Source organism: Streptomyces mutabilis (assembly GCF_014649815.1).
Classification (GTDB): domain Bacteria; phylum Actinomycetota; class Actinomycetes; order Streptomycetales; family Streptomycetaceae; genus Streptomyces; species Streptomyces mutabilis.
This window is the reverse complement of the sequence record NZ_BMTT01000022.1, coordinates 65,165-82,541: the sequence shown is the minus strand read 5'-3', so window position 1 is coordinate 82,541 and position 17,377 is coordinate 65,165. Positions and strand designations below refer to the sequence as shown.

At 70.9% G+C, this 17,377-nt stretch carries 15 protein-coding genes and 1 pseudogene; 6 read left to right on the top strand and 10 right to left on the bottom strand.

Annotation, left to right across the window (positions count from 1 at the left end):
• From IE142_RS30130 to IE142_RS30115, 4 genes and pseudogenes are all read right to left on the bottom strand, one after another.
• The coding region (locus tag IE142_RS30130) for a serine dehydratase beta chain (RefSeq protein WP_306432618.1) at window positions 1–510 on the bottom strand (510 nt) is incomplete at its 3' end.
• Between the two features lie 294 nt (window positions 511–804).
• Entirely contained in the window at window positions 805–1,077 is a 273-nt protein-coding gene (locus IE142_RS30125) for a biotin/lipoyl attachment domain-containing protein (RefSeq protein ID WP_191888667.1), read from the bottom strand.
• A gap of 439 nt (window positions 1,078–1,516) precedes the next feature.
• Window positions 1,517–2,600, bottom strand: a pseudogene (locus IE142_RS30120) (S-(hydroxymethyl)mycothiol dehydrogenase).
• 837 nt (window positions 2,601–3,437) lie between these two features.
• Window positions 3,438–4,850: an MFS transporter gene (locus IE142_RS30115; RefSeq protein WP_191888666.1), complete on the bottom strand. Its 1,413-nt coding sequence runs from the start codon at window positions 4,848–4,850 to the stop codon at window positions 3,438–3,440.
• Window positions 4,851–5,213: 363 nt separating this feature from the next.
• On the opposite strand from IE142_RS30115, the gene IE142_RS30110 reads away from it, so the two are divergent.
• Window positions 5,214–6,011: an IclR family transcriptional regulator gene (locus IE142_RS30110; RefSeq protein WP_191888665.1), complete on the top strand. Its 798-nt coding sequence runs from the start codon at window positions 5,214–5,216 to the stop codon at window positions 6,009–6,011.
• 363 nt (window positions 6,012–6,374) lie between these two features.
• On the opposite strand, the gene IE142_RS37700 is transcribed toward IE142_RS30110, so the two are convergent.
• Entirely contained in the window at window positions 6,375–6,548 is a 174-nt protein-coding gene (locus IE142_RS37700; protein WP_368857249.1) for a hypothetical protein, read from the bottom strand.
• Window positions 6,549–7,916: 1,368 nt separating this feature from the next.
• On the opposite strand from IE142_RS37700, the gene dhaK reads away from it, so the two are divergent.
• Genes dhaK through IE142_RS30095 form a run of 3 tightly spaced genes read left to right on the top strand, consistent with a single transcriptional unit; the run spans window position 7,917 to window position 9,961 of the window.
• Entirely contained in the window at window positions 7,917–8,909 is a 993-nt protein-coding gene (gene dhaK / locus IE142_RS30105) for a dihydroxyacetone kinase subunit DhaK (RefSeq protein WP_191888664.1), read from the top strand.
• Between the two features lie 49 nt (window positions 8,910–8,958).
• Window positions 8,959–9,558: a dihydroxyacetone kinase subunit DhaL gene (gene dhaL / locus IE142_RS30100; RefSeq protein WP_191888663.1), complete on the top strand. Its 600-nt coding sequence runs from the start codon at window positions 8,959–8,961 to the stop codon at window positions 9,556–9,558.
• Complete coding sequence (locus tag IE142_RS30095; RefSeq protein WP_043375993.1) at window positions 9,551–9,961, top strand: PTS-dependent dihydroxyacetone kinase phosphotransferase subunit DhaM; 411 nt, start codon at window positions 9,551–9,553, stop codon at window positions 9,959–9,961. The genes dhaL and IE142_RS30095 overlap by 8 nt, the downstream gene beginning before the upstream one ends.
• Window positions 9,962–10,080: 119 nt before the next feature.
• Here IE142_RS30095 and IE142_RS30090 read toward each other — a convergent pair whose 3' ends face one another.
• The gene (locus tag IE142_RS30090; protein ID WP_191888662.1) at window positions 10,081–10,926 is read right to left on the bottom strand and encodes a glycoside hydrolase family 75 protein; all 846 of its coding nucleotides are present in this window, start codon (window positions 10,924–10,926) and stop codon (window positions 10,081–10,083) included.
• A gap of 403 nt (window positions 10,927–11,329) precedes the next feature.
• Between IE142_RS30090 and IE142_RS30085 the strand changes: the two genes are divergently transcribed.
• Window positions 11,330–12,349 carry a fibronectin type III domain-containing protein gene (locus IE142_RS30085; RefSeq protein WP_191888661.1) on the top strand — a complete coding sequence of 340 codons (1,020 nt, stop codon included), beginning with the start codon at window positions 11,330–11,332 and terminating at the stop codon, window positions 12,347–12,349.
• A 183-nt stretch (window positions 12,350–12,532) separates the two neighbouring features.
• Window positions 12,533–13,084: a hypothetical protein gene (locus IE142_RS30080; RefSeq protein ID WP_191888660.1), complete on the top strand. Its 552-nt coding sequence runs from the start codon at window positions 12,533–12,535 to the stop codon at window positions 13,082–13,084.
• An 82-nt stretch (window positions 13,085–13,166) separates the two neighbouring features.
• Here the strand turns inward: IE142_RS30080 and IE142_RS30075 are convergent, their stop codons facing one another.
• The 4 genes from IE142_RS30075 to IE142_RS30060 all read right to left on the bottom strand — a co-directional run bounded on the left by IE142_RS30075 (window position 13,167) and on the right by IE142_RS30060 (window position 17,196).
• Complete coding sequence (locus IE142_RS30075; RefSeq protein WP_043375985.1) at window positions 13,167–13,721, bottom strand: PadR family transcriptional regulator; 555 nt, start codon at window positions 13,719–13,721, stop codon at window positions 13,167–13,169.
• 31 nt (window positions 13,722–13,752) lie between these two features.
• Window positions 13,753–15,768 carry an NADPH-dependent 2,4-dienoyl-CoA reductase gene (locus IE142_RS30070; protein WP_191888659.1) on the bottom strand — a complete coding sequence of 672 codons (2,016 nt, stop codon included), beginning with the start codon at window positions 15,766–15,768 and terminating at the stop codon, window positions 13,753–13,755.
• 113 nt (window positions 15,769–15,881) lie between these two features.
• On the bottom strand, window positions 15,882–16,250 hold the full coding sequence (locus IE142_RS30065) for a hypothetical protein (RefSeq protein WP_043375981.1): 369 nt from the start codon (window positions 16,248–16,250) through the stop codon (window positions 15,882–15,884).
• A 70-nt stretch (window positions 16,251–16,320) separates the two neighbouring features.
• Entirely contained in the window at window positions 16,321–17,196 is an 876-nt protein-coding gene (locus IE142_RS30060; protein WP_191888658.1) for a hypothetical protein, read from the bottom strand.
• Window positions 17,197–17,377: the final 181 nt, after the last annotated feature.

Sequence of the window (17,377 nt, the reverse complement as noted above, 5' to 3'; positions counted from 1 at the left end):
CACGATGCGGTCGGCGCCCACCGCGTCCTCGTCGACGACGAAGCCGCCGCCGACCGAGTAGTAGGTCTTGGTCAGCACCTCGGCGCCCTCGGCGTCGTACGCCCACAGGGTCATGCCGTTGGCGTGGTAAGGGAGCGCCTTGCGGCGGTGCAGGACCAGATGGGTGTCGACGTCGAAGTCGATCTCGTGGTCCCGTCCGGTCTCGGTGCCGAAGAGGCGGATGCGCCGGGCACCGCGGATCCGCTCGACGTCCAGCTCCGCCCGCGCGACGTCGACCGTGCGGGGTTCGTTGCCCTCCAGACCGAGCAGCACCGCCTTGGGCGTGCCGTGGCCGTGCCCCGTGGCTCCGAGGGAACCGAACAGCTCCGCCCGCACCGCCGCGGACCGGGCGAGCAGACCGTCCCGCTGCAGCCGCACGACGAACATCCGGGCGGCCCGCATCGGGCCGACGGTATGCGAGCTGGACGGGCCGATACCGATGGAGAACAGATCGAAGACGCTGATTGCCACGCCATACTCCGATGGGATGGGAGGGAACGGGGAACGCGCCGTGAGCACGCCCCGCGAGGGTCGATCGAGGGCGGAGGGTATGCACCGTCGCGGCGAGCGCGGCCCGGGGCCCGCCACTGTCGCCTGTCATCAGCGCCTCGTTCGAGGCGCGGGCAGTACGCGGTGTACGTCCCGGCGGAGAGGGCACCGGCGATGTTCTCCGCCGCAGCTTGAACGGCCGGCCGTCGGTGTAGGAGGCGGCGCCGGCCACGCCCGGATCGCGGCCGGCGTGGTGCTGAACTCCTGGACCTCACGCTAGACAGGGCGGTACAGGTCACCGGTGACCGTGGCCGATCCGATCCGCCCGCACCGCTCCCCCGCCTCGGCACGGGTACCGGCCTCGGGCGGCCGGAGGCGGGCGACGTCACCGAGGGCCCGAACGGCAGACGCGGTGCTGCCGCCGGGGGTGTCGCCCACGTCCACGGCCAGCCTCTGGTGGCCCCGGGTGCAGCAGAGGTGCTGCGGGACGCTCGGGGCCGTGCCCGCCCGCCGTGGACGCCGCGGACGGTACCCGGGCGGGGGGCTCATGAGACACATGCCCGTGCGGCTGGGGCGAGGGGGCGGCGCTGCCGGCCTCCACGGGGACGGAGCGGATGGGCGCCGGCGTGATCATGGGTACCTCCGGGTTGCGGATGGCCGACGGGGACGGGGAGCCGTCGTGCCGGGAGTGCACACCCGGCCGTGCGACGGAGTGGAAGCGATGACCTCTACGTCTCTGATGACACAACACATATCGCTATACGCAACATGGTTTCGCTCGCTCCGGACGATTGTCAAGAGACGATCCGCACCGCCCCAGCCCTCCGCCGAACCTCGGCAGACGACGAAAGCCCGCCCGTCTTCCGAAGGAGACGCACGGCAGGCGGGCGGGCGGCACTGGAGTGTCAGCGGGCGAGCCGAGCCGCTTCGGAGGAGGCCACCATGCGCTCGTCCGGCCCCGTCGTTCGGACGGCCGCCCGGTAAGCCTTCACAGGACGACGACCGAGCGCAGGACCTCTCCGCGACGCATCCGGGCGAACGCCGACTCCACCTCGTCCAGGGCGATCTTCTCGCTGACGAAGGCCGACAGGTCGAAGCGGCCTCGCAGATAGAGATCGATCAGTGCGGGGATGTCTCGTGAGGGCAGACAGTCGCCGTACCATGAGGACTTCAGCGCCCCGCCCCGGGCGAAGACGTCCAACAGAGGCAGCTCGACGGCCGGTTCCGGAGCGGGCACGCCGACCAGAACAGCGGTACCGGCCAGGTCACGTGCGTAGAAAGCCTGCTTGTACGTCTCCGGACAGCCCACGGCGTCCACTACGACGTCGGCACCGAAGCCACCGGTGAGCGCACGGACGGTTTCGACGGCGTCCGTCCGGGAGGAGTCGACGGTGTCGGTGGCGCCGAACGTCTCGGCCCATCGCAGCTTGCGCTCGTCCACGTCGACGGCGATGATGCGTGCCGCGCCGGCGATCTTGGCGCCGGCGATGGCGGCCATGCCCACTCCGCCGCAGCCGATCACCGCGATCGAGTCACCGCGGCCTACGCCGCCGGTGTGGACCGCGGCACCGAACCCGGCCGTCACGCCGCAGCCGAGCAGTGCCGCCGCGGACGGCGCGGCCGTCGAGTTCACCTTGGTGCACTGGCCGGCCGCGACCTGGGTCTTCTCGGTGAAGGCCCCGATGCCCAGGGCGGGAGACAGCGGGATTCCGTCGACCAGCGTCACCGGCTGGGCGGAGTTGCGGGGGGGGCGAAGCAGTACCAGGACCTGCCCTTGCGACAGGCCCGGCACCGGCCCCGCAGACCGCACGCCAGTTGAGCACGACGAAGTCCCCTGGAGCGACCTCGGTGACGCCCTCGACCGCCCCGGCGGCTTCGTGACCGAGCAGGAAGGGGAACTTGTCGGCGATCCCGCCCTCCCGGTAGAGCAGATCGGTATGGCAAACCCCGCATGCCTGCACCTGCACCTGGACCAGCACCAGCGCCTCACCCCGGGCGGAGTCCGGCACCAGGACGGTCTCCACCGCGACCGGGGCACCCCGGGCGACGACGGCGCGTGCCTCGTGTGTCACTGCGGTTCTCCTCACTGAGGGAGACGGCCGATCCGGACTCGGCCCGGATGTGCTGGTTGGCGAGGGGCGCGCCCCGCCGGAGGGACGCGACGAGGGGGTGCGGTTCAGCGTGCTGAGTGACCTTCAACCGCGCCTCGGCAGCAGGGCACTGGGCGAAGGCGCACCGGGAGTCCAGGGTCGAGCCGCCGCGACTGGTTGCACATTGCGCTTGCCGGATCACGATGAGGAACAATGTGCCTACTGAGCCTCCCCTGTCAAGACAACTCAGGGGGCCAAGAAGTCAAACAGCCTCCCTCGGCGGAGTCGGCTTGCGAGCCATGACCTGGGAGAGGACACAACGTGTGTTCGTCGCCAGCGAAGACAGACGTGAAGGCGTGCAGGGCGGCGAGGTAGTACTCGCGCAGCAGTGAGCGGATCTGGTTGGCGACCTGCCGTGAGTTTCGTGGCGGTAACGCGGGCACCGGGCCGTTGCCGCTCTAGACAAAGGCCTGGAACGGCCAGGGGAAACGCAGGCATCAGCCCGGCGCCCGCGTCGCCCCACGAAACTCAAACTCACGAGCACGCGCATGTTCGCGATGGTGCGCAGGCTCCGGGCGGTCGCTCCATCGGAGGCCTCACAGGCCACGGTCGGATCAGACAATGCCAGCGCCCACGCACCACCGGTCAATCGGTGGGCAGCGGCTCCGGTCTCAGAGCGAGCCTCGGGGACTGGAGAAAGCCAAGGCGTCCGCTGCCTGTGCAAGCGTCTCTCATCCATGCCGAGTCCGCGACAAGCTGCTTACACCCCTGGATCAGGGGAGACCGGAGGAATGCGACACGGGGACGAACGCATCGGGGTCAGGAGCGTTCGATGCCACTCTTCCGCAGGGCCGCTCCACGCTGCCCATCGGTCTCAGACGAGTTCCGAGGGCCGCCCGGTACCGCACTGGTCTCCGCCAGTGTCCGGCCCCGCGTCTCCTCGGCCCACGCCAGGGACACCAGCCAGCCCACCAGGGTGATACCGGCTCCGATCAGCATGGTGGCGCCGATACCCAGCCTGCTCAGGGAGATCGGCAGCAGCAGGGTGCCCACGGCGGCGCCGATGCGACTGATCGACGTGGCCACTCCGCCCGCGGTGGCGCGGACGGCGGTGGGGAACAGCTCGTTGGGATAGGTCCACTCCAGCACCGTGGGGCCGCCGGAGAGCAGGGCGTAGAGGCAGAAGCACACGATGACCACGGCGATGGGAAGCGAGGAGCCGCCGCCGAGTACCGCGAGCGGGACGGCCATCAGGGCGAACGACCACACCATGACGGGGCGGCGCCCCACCCGGTCCACCAGGCGCAGCGCGGGGAGACAGCCGAGCACGAACACGGCACTGATCAGCGCCGATCCCAGGTTGCCGGCGTTGCCCTCACCGAGGCCGAACGAGCCGAGGATGGCTGGACCGAAGGTGTAGAGGGCGAACATCGGCGTGATCTGACACATGTAGAACAGCCCGCAGAACAGCGTCCGCCGAAGATAGACCCCCTGGAACAGGTCGCGGAACCGGTGCCGGGCCAGGGACTGTTCCGCCGCCGCGGCGACGACCAGGTCACCGATCGGAACGGTGCGGCCGAGAGCCTTCTCGATGGACTTCTGGGCATCGGCGGTGCGCCCCTGATTCACCAGCCACAGCGGCGACTCCGGGGTACCGATCCGCATCAACAGGATCATCGCACTCAGCAGGGCCCCGCTGGCGAGCATCCAGCGCCACATGCCAACGCCGCCGATCTCAGCCAGGACATAGCCGACCACATAGGCGACCGCAGCGCCGATGTACCAGGAGAGGATGAGGATGCCGAGCAGCCGACCGCGGTGCCGGTTCGGCACCCATTCAGCCAGCAACGACGTCGCTATCGGGTAGTCGGCCCCGATGGCCACCCCGAGGACGAAGCGCAGCACCACGAACTGCCAGCTCTCGCCCGCGAACACCGACAGCACCGAAACACCGACCAGGACCATCAGATCGATGGTGTACATCGCCTCGCGGCCGATCCTGTCGGTGAGGACTCCGCCGAACAGGCCTCCGGCGAATATGCCGACCAGGGCGGCGGCGCCGATAAGGCCCTCGTCACCGGCGCTCAGGTTCAGTTCGCCGCTCATGCCGATGAGCGCGACGCCGATGATGCTGAGCAGGTAACCGTCCAGAAACGGTCCTCCGGCGCAGGCCCAGGTGAGTTTGCGATGGAATGCGGTCAGCGGCGCCTCGTCGATGGCACGGATGGACATTTGGGCTCCCGGAATGGGGGACGGGGGGCTGCGCGGCTCGCGCACCGTGACGCCCGTCCGGCCGTGCCGGATTCCGAAGAGCTTGGCCGGGGCCGGCCTGGGCGGTGACATCACGGTTGACGACCCACACCGCAGGGGTTGCGCACAAAAGAACGCGTTCCTGCATGCGCAACAGAACATCGATACCGTGACGACGTCAAGACAAGGTGCACGAGGTCGCGCAATTTCCCGGCACGCCCCACAACGGCTTCACCGCACACGCCCGCCCCCGACACCGACAGCTGGCCGCCACCACACCTGACGGCCGCCACATCTCGCTGAACACCCCTGCGGGCGCCTGAACGCCAGACGTATAGTTGCGCCATGGGCAACTACACGGCAGATGACGAAACATCATCTTCCCCTACCGGCGGGGTGCAGTCCGTCGACCGTGCCGTCAGCGTCCTGGAGATCCTCGCCCAGCGCGGGGACGCAGGCGTGAGCGAGGTTGCCGCCGAGATCAGTGTCCACAAGTCGACCGCATTCCGCCTGCTCGTGGCGCTGGAGGCCCGCGGTCTCGTCGAGCAGGCGACCGAGCGCGGCAAGTACCGGCTCGGCTTCGGGATCGTGCGCCTGGCGGGCGCGGTCACCGGCCGTCTCGACATCACCCAGCAGGGCCGGACGGTGTGCGAGCGGCTCAGCGAGGAGATCGGCGAAACGGTCAACATCGCCGTCCTGCAGGAGCATTATGCGGTCAACCTGTACCAGGTACGTGGACCGGGCGCGGTCGGCACCCACAACTGGGTCGGGCAGCTCACGCCGCCGTACGCTACGTCCAGCGGCAAAATCCTGCTGGCTCACTTGCCAGCGCCGGACCGCGCCGCGACTCTCGCGGCGTCCGGGATGGAACAGTTGACGCCGCACACCATCACGTCCAGCGGCAGGCTGGAACAGGATCTGGCCCAGGCCCGGGAACGCGGCTACTCGGTGACCCTGGAGGAATTCGAGATCGGGCTCCATGCCCTGGCGGCACCGATCCGGTCCCACGACGGCAAGGTCATCGCCGCCCTCAGCGCCGCCGGCCCCGAATACCGCTTCACCGAGCAGCGCATCCACGAGCTCGCTCCCCTGCTGCTCAAGGGCGCCGCGGAGATCAGCCGCCGCATGGGGTACGTCGGCTGAAGCCACTGGACAGGACGGTGCGACGAAACCGTGCGGCACCGCCGCACGGACGATCGCCACACCGCCGAGCCCCCTACCTGGTGCGCGAAGTCGCCCTGCCTGCGCAGCACTCCGCTCCGCTGAATGACATCCAGCGCGGCGGATTTGCCTACCGCGTCCGTCTCCGGGAGGGGCACCCTTCCTCGTTCCGCCCCTCGAGGCAGTCCTCGTGTTCCATACGGGGGAGACGGGGAGCAGGTCACCGAAGTGGCGCGCGGTTCATTTCCTGATGATCCGGAAGAAACTCCGGCCCCCTGCTTCTCGACGGTGACCTTCCAGCCCTCGGTGTTGTTGCTCATCCATTCGACGTCGGCTGGATGAGCATCACGGACCCTGATCTTCATGTAGACGAGGGTGTCGATGAGCAGGCCGACCACTGCGGCAAGGAAGGCGCCCGAGCTGATCACGGTGAGAGCAGTGAGGACGCCCTGCTGCCGCACGGTGCTTAGTGAAACAAATGTCCGCCTGCTTCTCATGTGTCTTGTGGCTGTAGACCACGCGCCCAGGTCGCGGTCGGGCACCGCGTCGCGATCGGGTGTCAATTCGTTCCTACTCGGTCGAGGGCTGATTCCTGGATATGCGCCTCAAGGCCAGGTGCGCGTCTTCTGAGTATGGCGGCGGCCACTGACACTCCGACCGACTCGAGCTATCTCCCGTTCAGGCCGCCTTGGCCCTGCCCGCCCGGCAGCCCTCCCCTGCTTCGCGCAGGTAGCGGAGAGCAGGGCACGGTGCCGCGGAGCGGCACTCCACCCCCTCCACGTGGTCCCGCGAAGCTCCTGGCTCCTCTGGGCGAGAGCAGGGCTCGGAGCAACTGGTGCTGATCCCGGCGGACCGGGGCCGGACCTGGCAGCTCGCCGACGCCTGTGCCGCGTGCACGCTCGCGATTCCGCAGGCGGCGACCACTCCGGAGGCCCGTGCGCCGTGCGACCGTACAGCCCGCTAGTCGTCGGCGGCCGGCGCCTCCTGCGTACTGGAGAGCCGGGCGAGTAGATCGAATCGTTGTGAGCAGCGCCGTATCGCGGCCGTGGCAGGGCCCCGGGGAACCAGCCAGAAGTTCGATGCGCCCGGTATCTGCTGTGGCGGTGGGGTCCCGTGGTGCCAGTGGGGGCGGTGCGGACGGCCCAGCGAGGCAAAGGGTTGTCGTGGCCACGGTCCGGGGGCAGCCATAAGGGAACGAGAAGCAGGTCTACTTCGCGGGCTGCCTGATCGAGGTCGGCGGCGACCAACTCCAGGGCTGTGCAGATCGGGGCGCCGCCAGCGACTATGCAGCGGACAGCGTTCGCGTTGGTTCTGGCCCGTTTCGCACGACAGCTCGGAACTGCAGGGCGGTCGCCCTCGTATATGTAGGCGCCGAGCAGCGGGCGCAGGCGTCCGCGTGCGGAGGTGGTTCACGGGTAGGCGGGGACCAGGGCATCGGCACCACGCACGGGCCCGGGTGCGGATCTCCTTCCAGTTGAAGTACTACCTGCACGGTTCCCCGACCACGGCGCACACTCACGTCAAGCAAGCTTGAACAGTTCACCAGGGGACCTGCTCAACCAGCGACCTGCTGGCCAAGGCCCACAAGACGCCGACATCCGGCACAGCCCGTTTCGGGACCTGGGCGCGCCCATGCCGTTCTGGCGCGTGACCTTCGCTGCCGCAAGGCCGATACTGCGACAGCGGGGAACCCGACCAAGCCGCACCCGACCGTCCGACGGATGACCTGACGAGCCGTCACCGAAGTCAGCATTGAGTCAGCATCAGTACCGCCAGAATCCGCTTCAAGCCGCCACGGACCGCCAAGATCGAAAACCGCCCCTACCCACTCTGACCAGCAAAGACGCAGGTCACTGACTGGCCTGCTAGGCTTCCCAGGAGGTACCCATGAGGATGCTCATCAATGTCCCCGAGACCGTGGTCGCGGACGCGCTGCGCGGTATGGCGGCCGCCCATCCCGAGTTGACGGTGGACATCGAGAACCGGGTGATCGTGCGGCGGGACGCTCCCGTCGCCGGGAAAGTGGCCCTGGTGTCCGGCGGCGGCTCCGGGCACGAGCCGCTGCACGGTGGGTTCGTGGGGCCGGGGATGCTGTCGGCGGCCTGTCCGGGTGAGGTGTTCACCTCGCCGGTGCCGGACCAGATGGTGCGGGCCGCGGCGGCCGTGGACGGCGGGGCCGGAGTGCTGTTCGTCGTCAAGAACTACACCGGTGACGTGCTCAACTTCGACATGGCCGCCGAGCTGGCCGAGGACGAGGGCATCCAGGTGGCCAAGGTGCTGGTCAACGACGACGTGGCGGTGACGGACAGCCTGTACACGGCCGGGCGACGCGGCACGGGTGCGACGCTATTCGTGGAGAAGATCGCCGGGGCGGCGGCGGACGAAGGCCGGCCGCTGGAGCAAGTGGAGTCGATCGCCCGCCGGGTGAACGACCGTTCCCGCAGTTTCGGGGTCGCGCTCGGCGCCTGCACCACGCCCGCCAAGGGCAGCCCCACCTTCGACCTGCCGGCCGGTGAACTGGAGCTGGGCATCGGCATCCACGGGGAGCCCGGCCGGGAGCGGCGCCCGATGATGACGTCGGGCGAGATCGCCGAGGCCGCAGTGGACGCGGTACTGCCCGACCTCGACCCGAGCAACCCCGTACTGGTACTGGTCAACGGCATGGGGGCCACGCCGCTGCTGGAGCTGTACGGCTTCAACGCCGAGGTGCAGCGAGTGCTGGGCGAGCGTGGCGTCGCCGTCGCCCGCACCCTCGTCGGCAACTACGTGACCTCACTGGACATGGCCGGCGCGTCGGTCACCCTGTGCGAAATCGACGAGGAGCTGCTCGGACTCTGGGACGCGCCGGTGCGGACACCGGCCCTGAGGTGGGGCATGTGACGGTGAACGGGGAAAGGATCGGAACGTACCTACCAGGCAAGGAGATCCTGTGCTCGACGCCGACTTCTTCCGCCGTTGGATGACGGCGACCGCCGCGCTGGTCGACCGCGAGGCGGATCGGCTCACCGCCCTCGACTCGCCCATCGGCGACGCCGACCACGGCAGCAACCTCCAGCGCGGGTTCACGGCCGTGACGGCCACGCTGGAGAAGGAGGCACCGGACACGCCCGGCTCGGTCCTCACCCTCGCCGGACGGCAGCTGATCTCGACGGTCGGCGGCGCCTCGGGGCCGCTGTACGGGACGTTGCTGCGCCGTACCGGCAAGGCTCTGGGCGACGCCACCGAAGTGAGCCCGGAGCAGCTGGCGGAAGCGTTGCGGACGGGCGTGGACGCGGTCCGGACGCTCGGCGGCGCCCAGCCGGGCGACAAAACCATGATCGACACCCTCGTGCCCGCCGTGGACGCCCTCGGTGACTCCTTCGCCGCGGCTCGTGCGGCGGCGAAGGAGGGGGCCGAGGCGACCACTCCGATGCAGGCCCGCAAGGGCAGGGCGAGCTATCTCGGTGAGCGCAGTATCGGGCACCAGGACCCCGGCGCCACCTCTGCCGCACTGCTCGTCGCCGCGCTGGAGGAGGCCGCCGGTGAGTGACGAGAAGCTGGTCGGGATCGTACTGGTGTCGCACAGCGCCCAGGTCGCCGCCTCGGTGGCGGAACTCGCCAAGGCCCTCTCCGGCGGCGGCGTCGCCGTGCCCGTCGCTCCGGCGGGCGGGACCACGTCCGGGGAGTTCGGTACCAGTTCCGAGCTGGTGTCGGCGGCTGCCGCGTCGGTGGACCGGGGCGCCGGGGTCGCCGTCCTCACCGACCTCGGCAGCGCGGTCCTCACGGTGAAGGCGCTGCTCGCCGAGGGCGACGAACTTCCCGAGAACACGCGCCTGGTGGACGCCCCGTTCGTGGAGGGCGCGGTGGCCGCGGTCGTCACGGCCGCGACGGGCGCCGACCTCGCGACCGTGGAGTCGGCCGCCGCGGAGGCATACTCCTACCGGAAGGCCTGACCGGCACGTCGCATGCGCCGGGAGGCGGGGCGGGGAGGGCACTTCCCGCCCCGCCTCCGCGCTCGGGCGGGCGCGGACGGTGGTTCGTCAGAAGTCCCCGGCATCGGGACTCACGTGCTTCACCGACCGTCCACGAACTCCCGCGCGAGCCGCTCCCCCGTCTCCTGGGCGGCGGCCTGGTCCTCGATCGGCTCGACCTCACTGTCCTTGAAGACGATGTACGTCACGCCGGAGTCGGTGCCGCCCGCGTGCGGGTCGGCGGGGATGCCGAGCGACTTCGCGGCGGCGTAGGAGGCCTCGCCGATGAGCCGGCGCGGGCCGATGTCGCCGACGACGGCGTACCGCACCCGGTCACCGTGGACGACGGCCGCGACCGATCCGCCGTGGACCTCGTGCTCACGGTGGTCCCAGATGTCGCTGGGTTCCGGCACGACGACGTAGGGCAGGCGTTCGGCGTCCAGGGGGCGGCCGTCCGACTGGGTGTAGGCGGTGGCGGGTGTGAAATGCGGGTCGGTGCGGCTGTTGCAGTGGTCGCCGGGCCGGCCGTCGCAGTCGACGTCCAGGTCGGCCTTCCAGTACACGGCGTCTCGCGCGCCGCAGACCGGGATGTCGGCCGGCGCTCCGGCGTCGCTGCGGTAGCGCCCCTCCGAGACGGGCTCGCAGTCTCGCACCCGTGCCAGCAGGTCGGCGGCGCTGACGGCTCCCTCGTCACGGCCGTCCTCTCCGGGTGCGGCCCCGCGTCCGGGGCGGATGCCGGCCCGCGGGACCGGCCCGGTCTGCGGCTGCGGTACCGGTCCCATCCGCGGGCCGGACCGGTCCGCGCGGGCGGGTCCGCTCTGGGACTGGTGGCCGGAGCGGAACTGGGCCTGGGGCCCGGGCCGGGTCGGGGGCGGAGCGTCGGGGAACGTCGTGGGGGCGAGCAGGGCGGCGCTGGCCGCGACCAGCGTCAGCGACTGGACACGCACGATGTGGCCTCTCCTGGGGGACATGGACGGGTCACTCCGCCACATCTGTCCCCGAATCACTCACGCCGCCACCTTTTGTCGGCCAGACGGTGCACACAGCGGCGGCGTTCCGCGCAGGCGACCGGGGGCGGGCGGGCCGGCGCCGTACCGGCTCCGGCCCGCCCGGCCGCCCGCGCCGGCGCGGCATAAGCGACGACAGCGGTCCGCGCCACGGACCCGAACTCCCCCACTCGCCCGGGAACTTCGGTCGCGAGATGCTTCAGCATACGAGACTCGGCCCGGGGCCACCCACGACGCCCCCTTGATGTGAGCGCGTCACTGACGGCATATTGGTCCGGACCATTGCCGCCACATTTGCAGCCGGCCCCCAAGCCCGGCCCGAACCCACCCCGGAGGCAGCGCCGTGCGAGACGTCCCCGTTCCCGCCGCCCCCTCCCCCGTACCCGCCCGCCTCCCGCGCATCCTGCACCGCTGCGCCCTGCTCTGCGGGACTCTCACCCTGGTCGCCTCCTGCGGCTGGGCCACGGGTGCCGACGGCGAGGGCAGCGGCCCGCCGCCCGGGGCGCCGACGGGCGTCACCGCCGAGGCGGGCAGCGCGACGACCGTGCACGTGATGTGGAACGCGGTCGACGGGGTCGAGACGTACGAGGTGTACCGCGGCGGCACGCTGGTCGAGGAGGTGCCCGCCGCCGAACGCATGGTGGACGTCACCCGGCTGCGCCCCTCGACGGCCTACGCCTTCACCGTGCGGGCCCGCGACGCCGACGGGCGCCCCGGCCCACGCAGCCGGGAGGTGCGGGTGACGACCCCCGCCGCCGTCACCGACGACTCGGCACCCACCCGCCCGGCGCACACCCGCGGCCGGGCGGTGGGCAGCCGGGCGGTCCAACTGACCTGGTCGGCCGCGACCGACGACCGCGGGGTGGTGTCGTACGACGTCCATCAGGGCGGTACGAAGATCCACAGCGTGGGAGGCGGGCAGACGGCGGCCGTGGTCACGGGACTGCGCGCGGGCACCCGCTACTCCTTCACGGTCCGGGCGCGGGACGCCGCCGACAACGTCTCCCCCGCCGGCGCCGTCGTACGGCTCACCACGCCTGGCTCCGACGACGGCCGCGTCACCGCACCCACGGACCTGCGCGCGGCATCCCGCCTCACCGACGGGGCGTACCACATCGACCTCACCTGGAACCCGCCGCGCACGGACGGTGTGATCACTGAGTATCAGATCCATCTGGACGGCCGTCCGGCGACGTCCCTCGTCTACGGCGACGACGCGCCTCGCGAACGGGCCGAGTACAGCTTCTACGTGGGGTCGGAGGCGGGCGTCACGCACCGGGTGCGTGTCCGGGCCCGGCTGTCGGACGGCACCTGGGGCGGCTTCTCGGCGGAACGGAAGGTGACGACGGGCGCGGGCGGGTGACACCGGTACGGCCGTGCACCGGTACGGCCGGCGCCCGGGCGTGGTACGCGTCACCTGGGCGGTCGCGCTCGGCATGCGCGTACGGGCGCCGCCCTGTTGGCTTCCCGTGAGGCAGCACGGGCGTTTCCGGTCTCGGCGGCGCACAGGACGTACCGCCGACCGTGCCGCCGGAGGGCAGTCCACATGCGCATCTCTTCGCCACTTATCCGCTGCGGCCTGACCGTGGCAGCCGCCGCGCTGCCCGTCACCCTGGCCGCCGGTCCGGCCTCCGCCGGTCCGGGGATCTCCGTGAGCACCACCGGGACCACCGTGTCGGTCACGACCACCGCATGCGCCCAGCTCAACGGCAGCTGGGGCACCGCCTCGCTGATCACCGGTAGTCAGGGGGACTTCGCCCAGGGGCGCCAGGTAGCGCTGAGCGGGAACAGCACCGGGCAGGGCGCCAGCTGGTCGGAGATCAGCCCGGGCACCTACACCGTCATCGTCATGTGCTCCAACAACAGCACCGCCGGCACCCAGACCGTCATCGTCTCTGCCGCGCCCTCTCCTTCGCCCAGCCGCTCCGCCTCCCCCTCCCCCTCGGCCTCGGCGTCACGCGGTGTCCTGGGCGGTCTCGGCGGGGCCGTCCAGGACTACGGCACGGCCACCCTGGTGGCGGGCGGCGCGCTGGTCGGCACCGGCGCCATCGGGGCGGCCTGGTTCCTGCGCCGGCGTTCGAAGCCCTACCGGTTCTGAGCCGTATGGGGTGTTCCCAGACGTACCGGGTTCCCCGAGACGTACCCATTGCGAGCTGTACCGGCACTGAGCCGTGGTGTGCTCAGCCCCGCCCTTCGCCGTCCGTCAGTCCGGCGAACTCCGCCAGGGCGTGTCCGAGCCACTGGGTCCAGAAGGTCTCCAGATCGATGCCCGCGCGCAGCACCAGGTGCCGCAGTCGGTCCTCCGTACTGTCCCTGCCGGGCGGGAAGTCGCGCTCCTCGATCTCCTTGTACTCGGCCAACTGCCTCTCGTGCAGCTCCAGATGGCGGCGCAGATCCGCCTCGATACCGCTGGTGCCGACCACGGCCGCGGCCCGCAGCCGCAACAGCATCGCGTCCCGCAGGGGCTTGGGGTCCTGCGAGGTGGCGGTCCAGCGGGCCAGTTCGTCACGGCCCGCGGGCAGCACCTCGTAGGACTTCTTCTGCCCGCGGGCCGGCTGCTGACCGGGCAAGGCCCGGATCAGGCCGTCGGCCTCCAGTTTTCCCAGCTCGCGATAGATCTGCTGGTGCGTGGCCGACCAGAAGTAGCCGATCGACCTGTCGAACCGGCGGGTCAGCTCCAGCCCCGACGACGGCTTTTCGACCAGGGCGGTGAGGATCGCGTGCGGGAGTGACATGGGCTCATCCTAGGGACGGCCCACGCACCGCCTACAGTGCCGCCGCGAGCTCGGTGCCCTGCTTCACTGCGCGCTTGGCGTCCAGTTCGGCGGCCACGTCGGCGCCGCCGATGAGGTGGACGCTGCGGCCGGCGGCGACCAGTTCCTCGTACAGGCCCCGGCTCGGCTCCTGGCCCGTGCACAGGACGATCGTGTCGACTTCCAGCACCGTGGACTCGTCGCCGATGGTGACGTGGAGTCCGGCGTCGTCGATCCGGTCGTAGCGCACGCCCGGGACCATGGTGGCGCCGCGGTGCTTGAGCTCGGTGCGGTGGATCCAGCCGGTGGTCTTGCCGAGGCCGGCGCCGACCTTGCTGGTCTTGCGCTGGAGCAGGTGGACGGTGCGCGGCGGTGCGGGGCGCTCGGGGGCGGCGAGGCCGCCGGCGGTCCGGTAGTCCGTGTCGACACCCCAGAGGCGGAAGTACGTCTCCGGGTTCTCGTGCGCCTTGTCGCCGCCGTCGGTGAGGTATTCGGCGACGTCGAAGCCGATGCCGCCGGCACCGAGGATCGCGACGCGGTCGCCGACGGGCGCGCCGTCGCGCAGCACGTCGAGATAGCCGACGACGCTCGGGTGGTCGACGCCGGGGATGTCGGGGGTGCGGGGGGTGACGCCGGTGGCGACGACGACCTCGTCGTGGCCGCCGAGGTCGTCCGCGCCGACCCGGGTGTTCAGTCGTACGTCGACGCCGTGCGCCGCCAGCTGCGTACGGAAGTAGCGCAGCGTCTCGTCGAACTCCTGCTTGCCGGGGACCTTGCGGGCCACGTTGAGCTGGCCGCCGATCTCGCTCGCGGCGTCGTACAGGGTGACCTCGTGGCCGCGTTCGGCCGCGCTCACCGCGCAGGCGAGGCCCGCGGGTCCGGCGCCGACGACCGCGACGCGCTTGCGCCGCCGGGTCGGGGTGAGCACCAGCTCGGTCTCGTGGCACGCGCGCGGGTTGACCAGGCAGGAGGTGATCTGCCCGCTGAAGGTGTGGTCCAGGCACGCCTGGTTGCAGCCGATGCAGGTGTTGATCGCCTCGGGGCGGCCCGCCGCTGCCTTGGCGACGAAGTCGGGGTCGGCGAGCATCGGGCGGGCCATCGAGACCATGTCGGCGGTGCCCTCGGCGAGCAGCCGCTCGGCCACCTCGGGGGTGTTGATGCGGTTGGTGGTGACCAGCGGCACCGACACCTCGCCCATGAGGCGCTCGGTCACCCAGGTGTAAGCCCCGCGCGGCACGGAGGTGGCGATGGTGGGGATGCGGGCCTCGTGCCAGCCGATACCGGTGTTGATGATGGTGGCTCCCGCGGCCTCGACGGCCTTGGCGAGGGTGATCACCTCTTCGAGGGTGGAGCCGCCGGGGACCAGGTCCAGCATGGACAAGCGGTAGATCAGGATGAAGTCCTCGCCGACCGCCTCGCGCACCCGGCGGACGATCTCGACGGGGAAGCGCATGCGGTTCTCGTACGAGCCGCCCCAGCGGTCGGTGCGGTGGTTGGTGCGCGCGGCGATGAACTCGTTGATGAGGTAGCCCTCGGAGCCCATGATCTCGACGCCGTCGTAGCCGGCCGCGCGGGCGAGGCGGGCGGTGCGGACGTAGTCGTCGACGGTGCGCTCGATGTCGGCGTCGGTCATCTCGCGGGGCACGTGCGGGCTGATCGGTGCCTGGAGCGGGCTCGGGGCGACCAGGTCGGCGTGGTAGGCGTACCGGCCGAAGTGCAGTATCTGGAGGGCGATCCGGCCGCCCTCGCGGTGCACGGCGTCGGTGACGGTCCGGTGCTGCTCGGCTTCGTCCCCGGTGGTGAGCTTGGCGCCGCCCGGGTAGGGGCGGCCCTCGTCGTTGGGGGCGATGCCGCCGGTGACGATCAGGCCCACTCCACCGCGGGCACGGGCGGCGTAGAAGGCCGCCATGCGCTCGAAGCCGCGCTCGGCCTCCTCCAGGCCGACGTGCATGGAGCCCATCAGGACCCGGTTGGGCAGCGTGGTGAAGCCCAGGTCCAGCGGGCTCAGCAGGTGGGGGTAATGGCTCATCGGGCCCTCCGTGCGCGGTGTGGTGCCTCTGTTGTAGAGGACCACCGCCTCTTTGTGCAACTAGTTGCACAAAGAGGCGGTGCACACCACACCGCCCCGGCGGCGGGCTCACGTCAGTGGCTCTCCAGCCGGACGTGCAGTTCCCGCTCCTGGTCGCCGGAGACCGTGCTCAGGTCGTGCACGGTGAACAGGGAGTCCAGGGTGGTGCGGAAACGCTCGATCGCCCAGTAGCCGCCCTGCACGTCGGCCTCGACGGACGCCGTGAGCCGGGCGGGGTCGCATCCGCCGTGGGCGTCGGCCACGTCGAACGTGCCGAGCCACACGGTGGGGCGGACCTCGTGGCAGTCCCGGGGCACATCGTCCGAGCGGCGGTCGGACGAGAAGCACGCACACAGGGCGTCGAACACGGTTCGGGCATCCTCCTTGCTGCACCCGCTCAGCTCCACGGAGACGGACTCGGGATGCAGTCGCTCACCGGCCATCGTGATCGCTCCTCTCGTGGCCCATACCCCCAGAAAAGCACCACCCGGGGCCGAGCACTACCGGCACGGGTCAGCCCTGGGTGAAGCGGTAGGTCTTGCTGTCGGTCAGCACACAGAAACCCGGCGACACGACGATCACGCGCAGGGTGCCGGTGCGGCGGTCGTAGTCGATGCCCTCCGCCTCGAAGGTGCCGGAGCAGGCACTGCGCAGGGGCAGCTGCCGCAGGGCGGTGACGCGGCCGGCGATGTCCGCGGTGCCGTTCGGCGCAGCGGACAGGTCGATGCGCAGCAGCGGTTTGGTGATGCCGAACAGGGTGCCCGCGGGGTCGTCGGAGGAGCACAGCAGCGTATCCGCGTCGAGGAAGTCACAGCCCTGGACGTCGCGCACGGCGTGGTCCAAGTGGACGGTGGCCGCCTGCGGGAGGTTCGCCGAGGGGGCGGTGGCCGGGTTGACGCCGGGCGCCGGGAAGACCAGCAGCCGGTTCATGGTGCCCCACTCGCCCGAAAGCATCCACTGTCCGTCCGGCGAGATGGCGGACCAGGAGTTGTTCAGCGCCTCGCCGGGGCTCAGCGTGTGCACGTACTCCGACCAGCTGCCGTCGGGCGCCTGCACGCGGAACATCTTGGCGTTCCCGTCGTCCCGCTGGTAGGGCTCGACGTAGTGGCCGTCGTAGGAGGCGTCGGGGTCGCCGACGTGGTTCCAGCCCCTGGCGCTGAGGCTCAGCGGGATGGTGCCGATGCCGGTGTAGCGGTTGGGGCTGCCGACCGGGACCTCGACCGAGGCCAGGCCCTGGCTCTCGGTCAGCGGGTCGGCGCGGTCGTAACCCACCTCGGTCCAGGTCTCGGCCGCGGGGGCGGCCTGGGCGAACGGACCGGCGAGGGCGAGGGTGAGGGCGGCGAGTCCGGTAAGGGCGGCGTGACAACGTTGCCGGGCCTGCGGGCGCATGGGCGGGCTCCTCGGGTGGGGGGTGGGTGACACGGCGGGCGGGACGCGCTCGGCGCACAGTCTCGCCGCCGCAAGGCAGTCATGTACAGAGCAACTCTGGTCGGGTCCGCCCGGACCGGCCCTCTCCTGCTCCATGCGGCGGTCACCTCCGAGCCGGGTGATGCTGGAAGGAGGCGGCAGC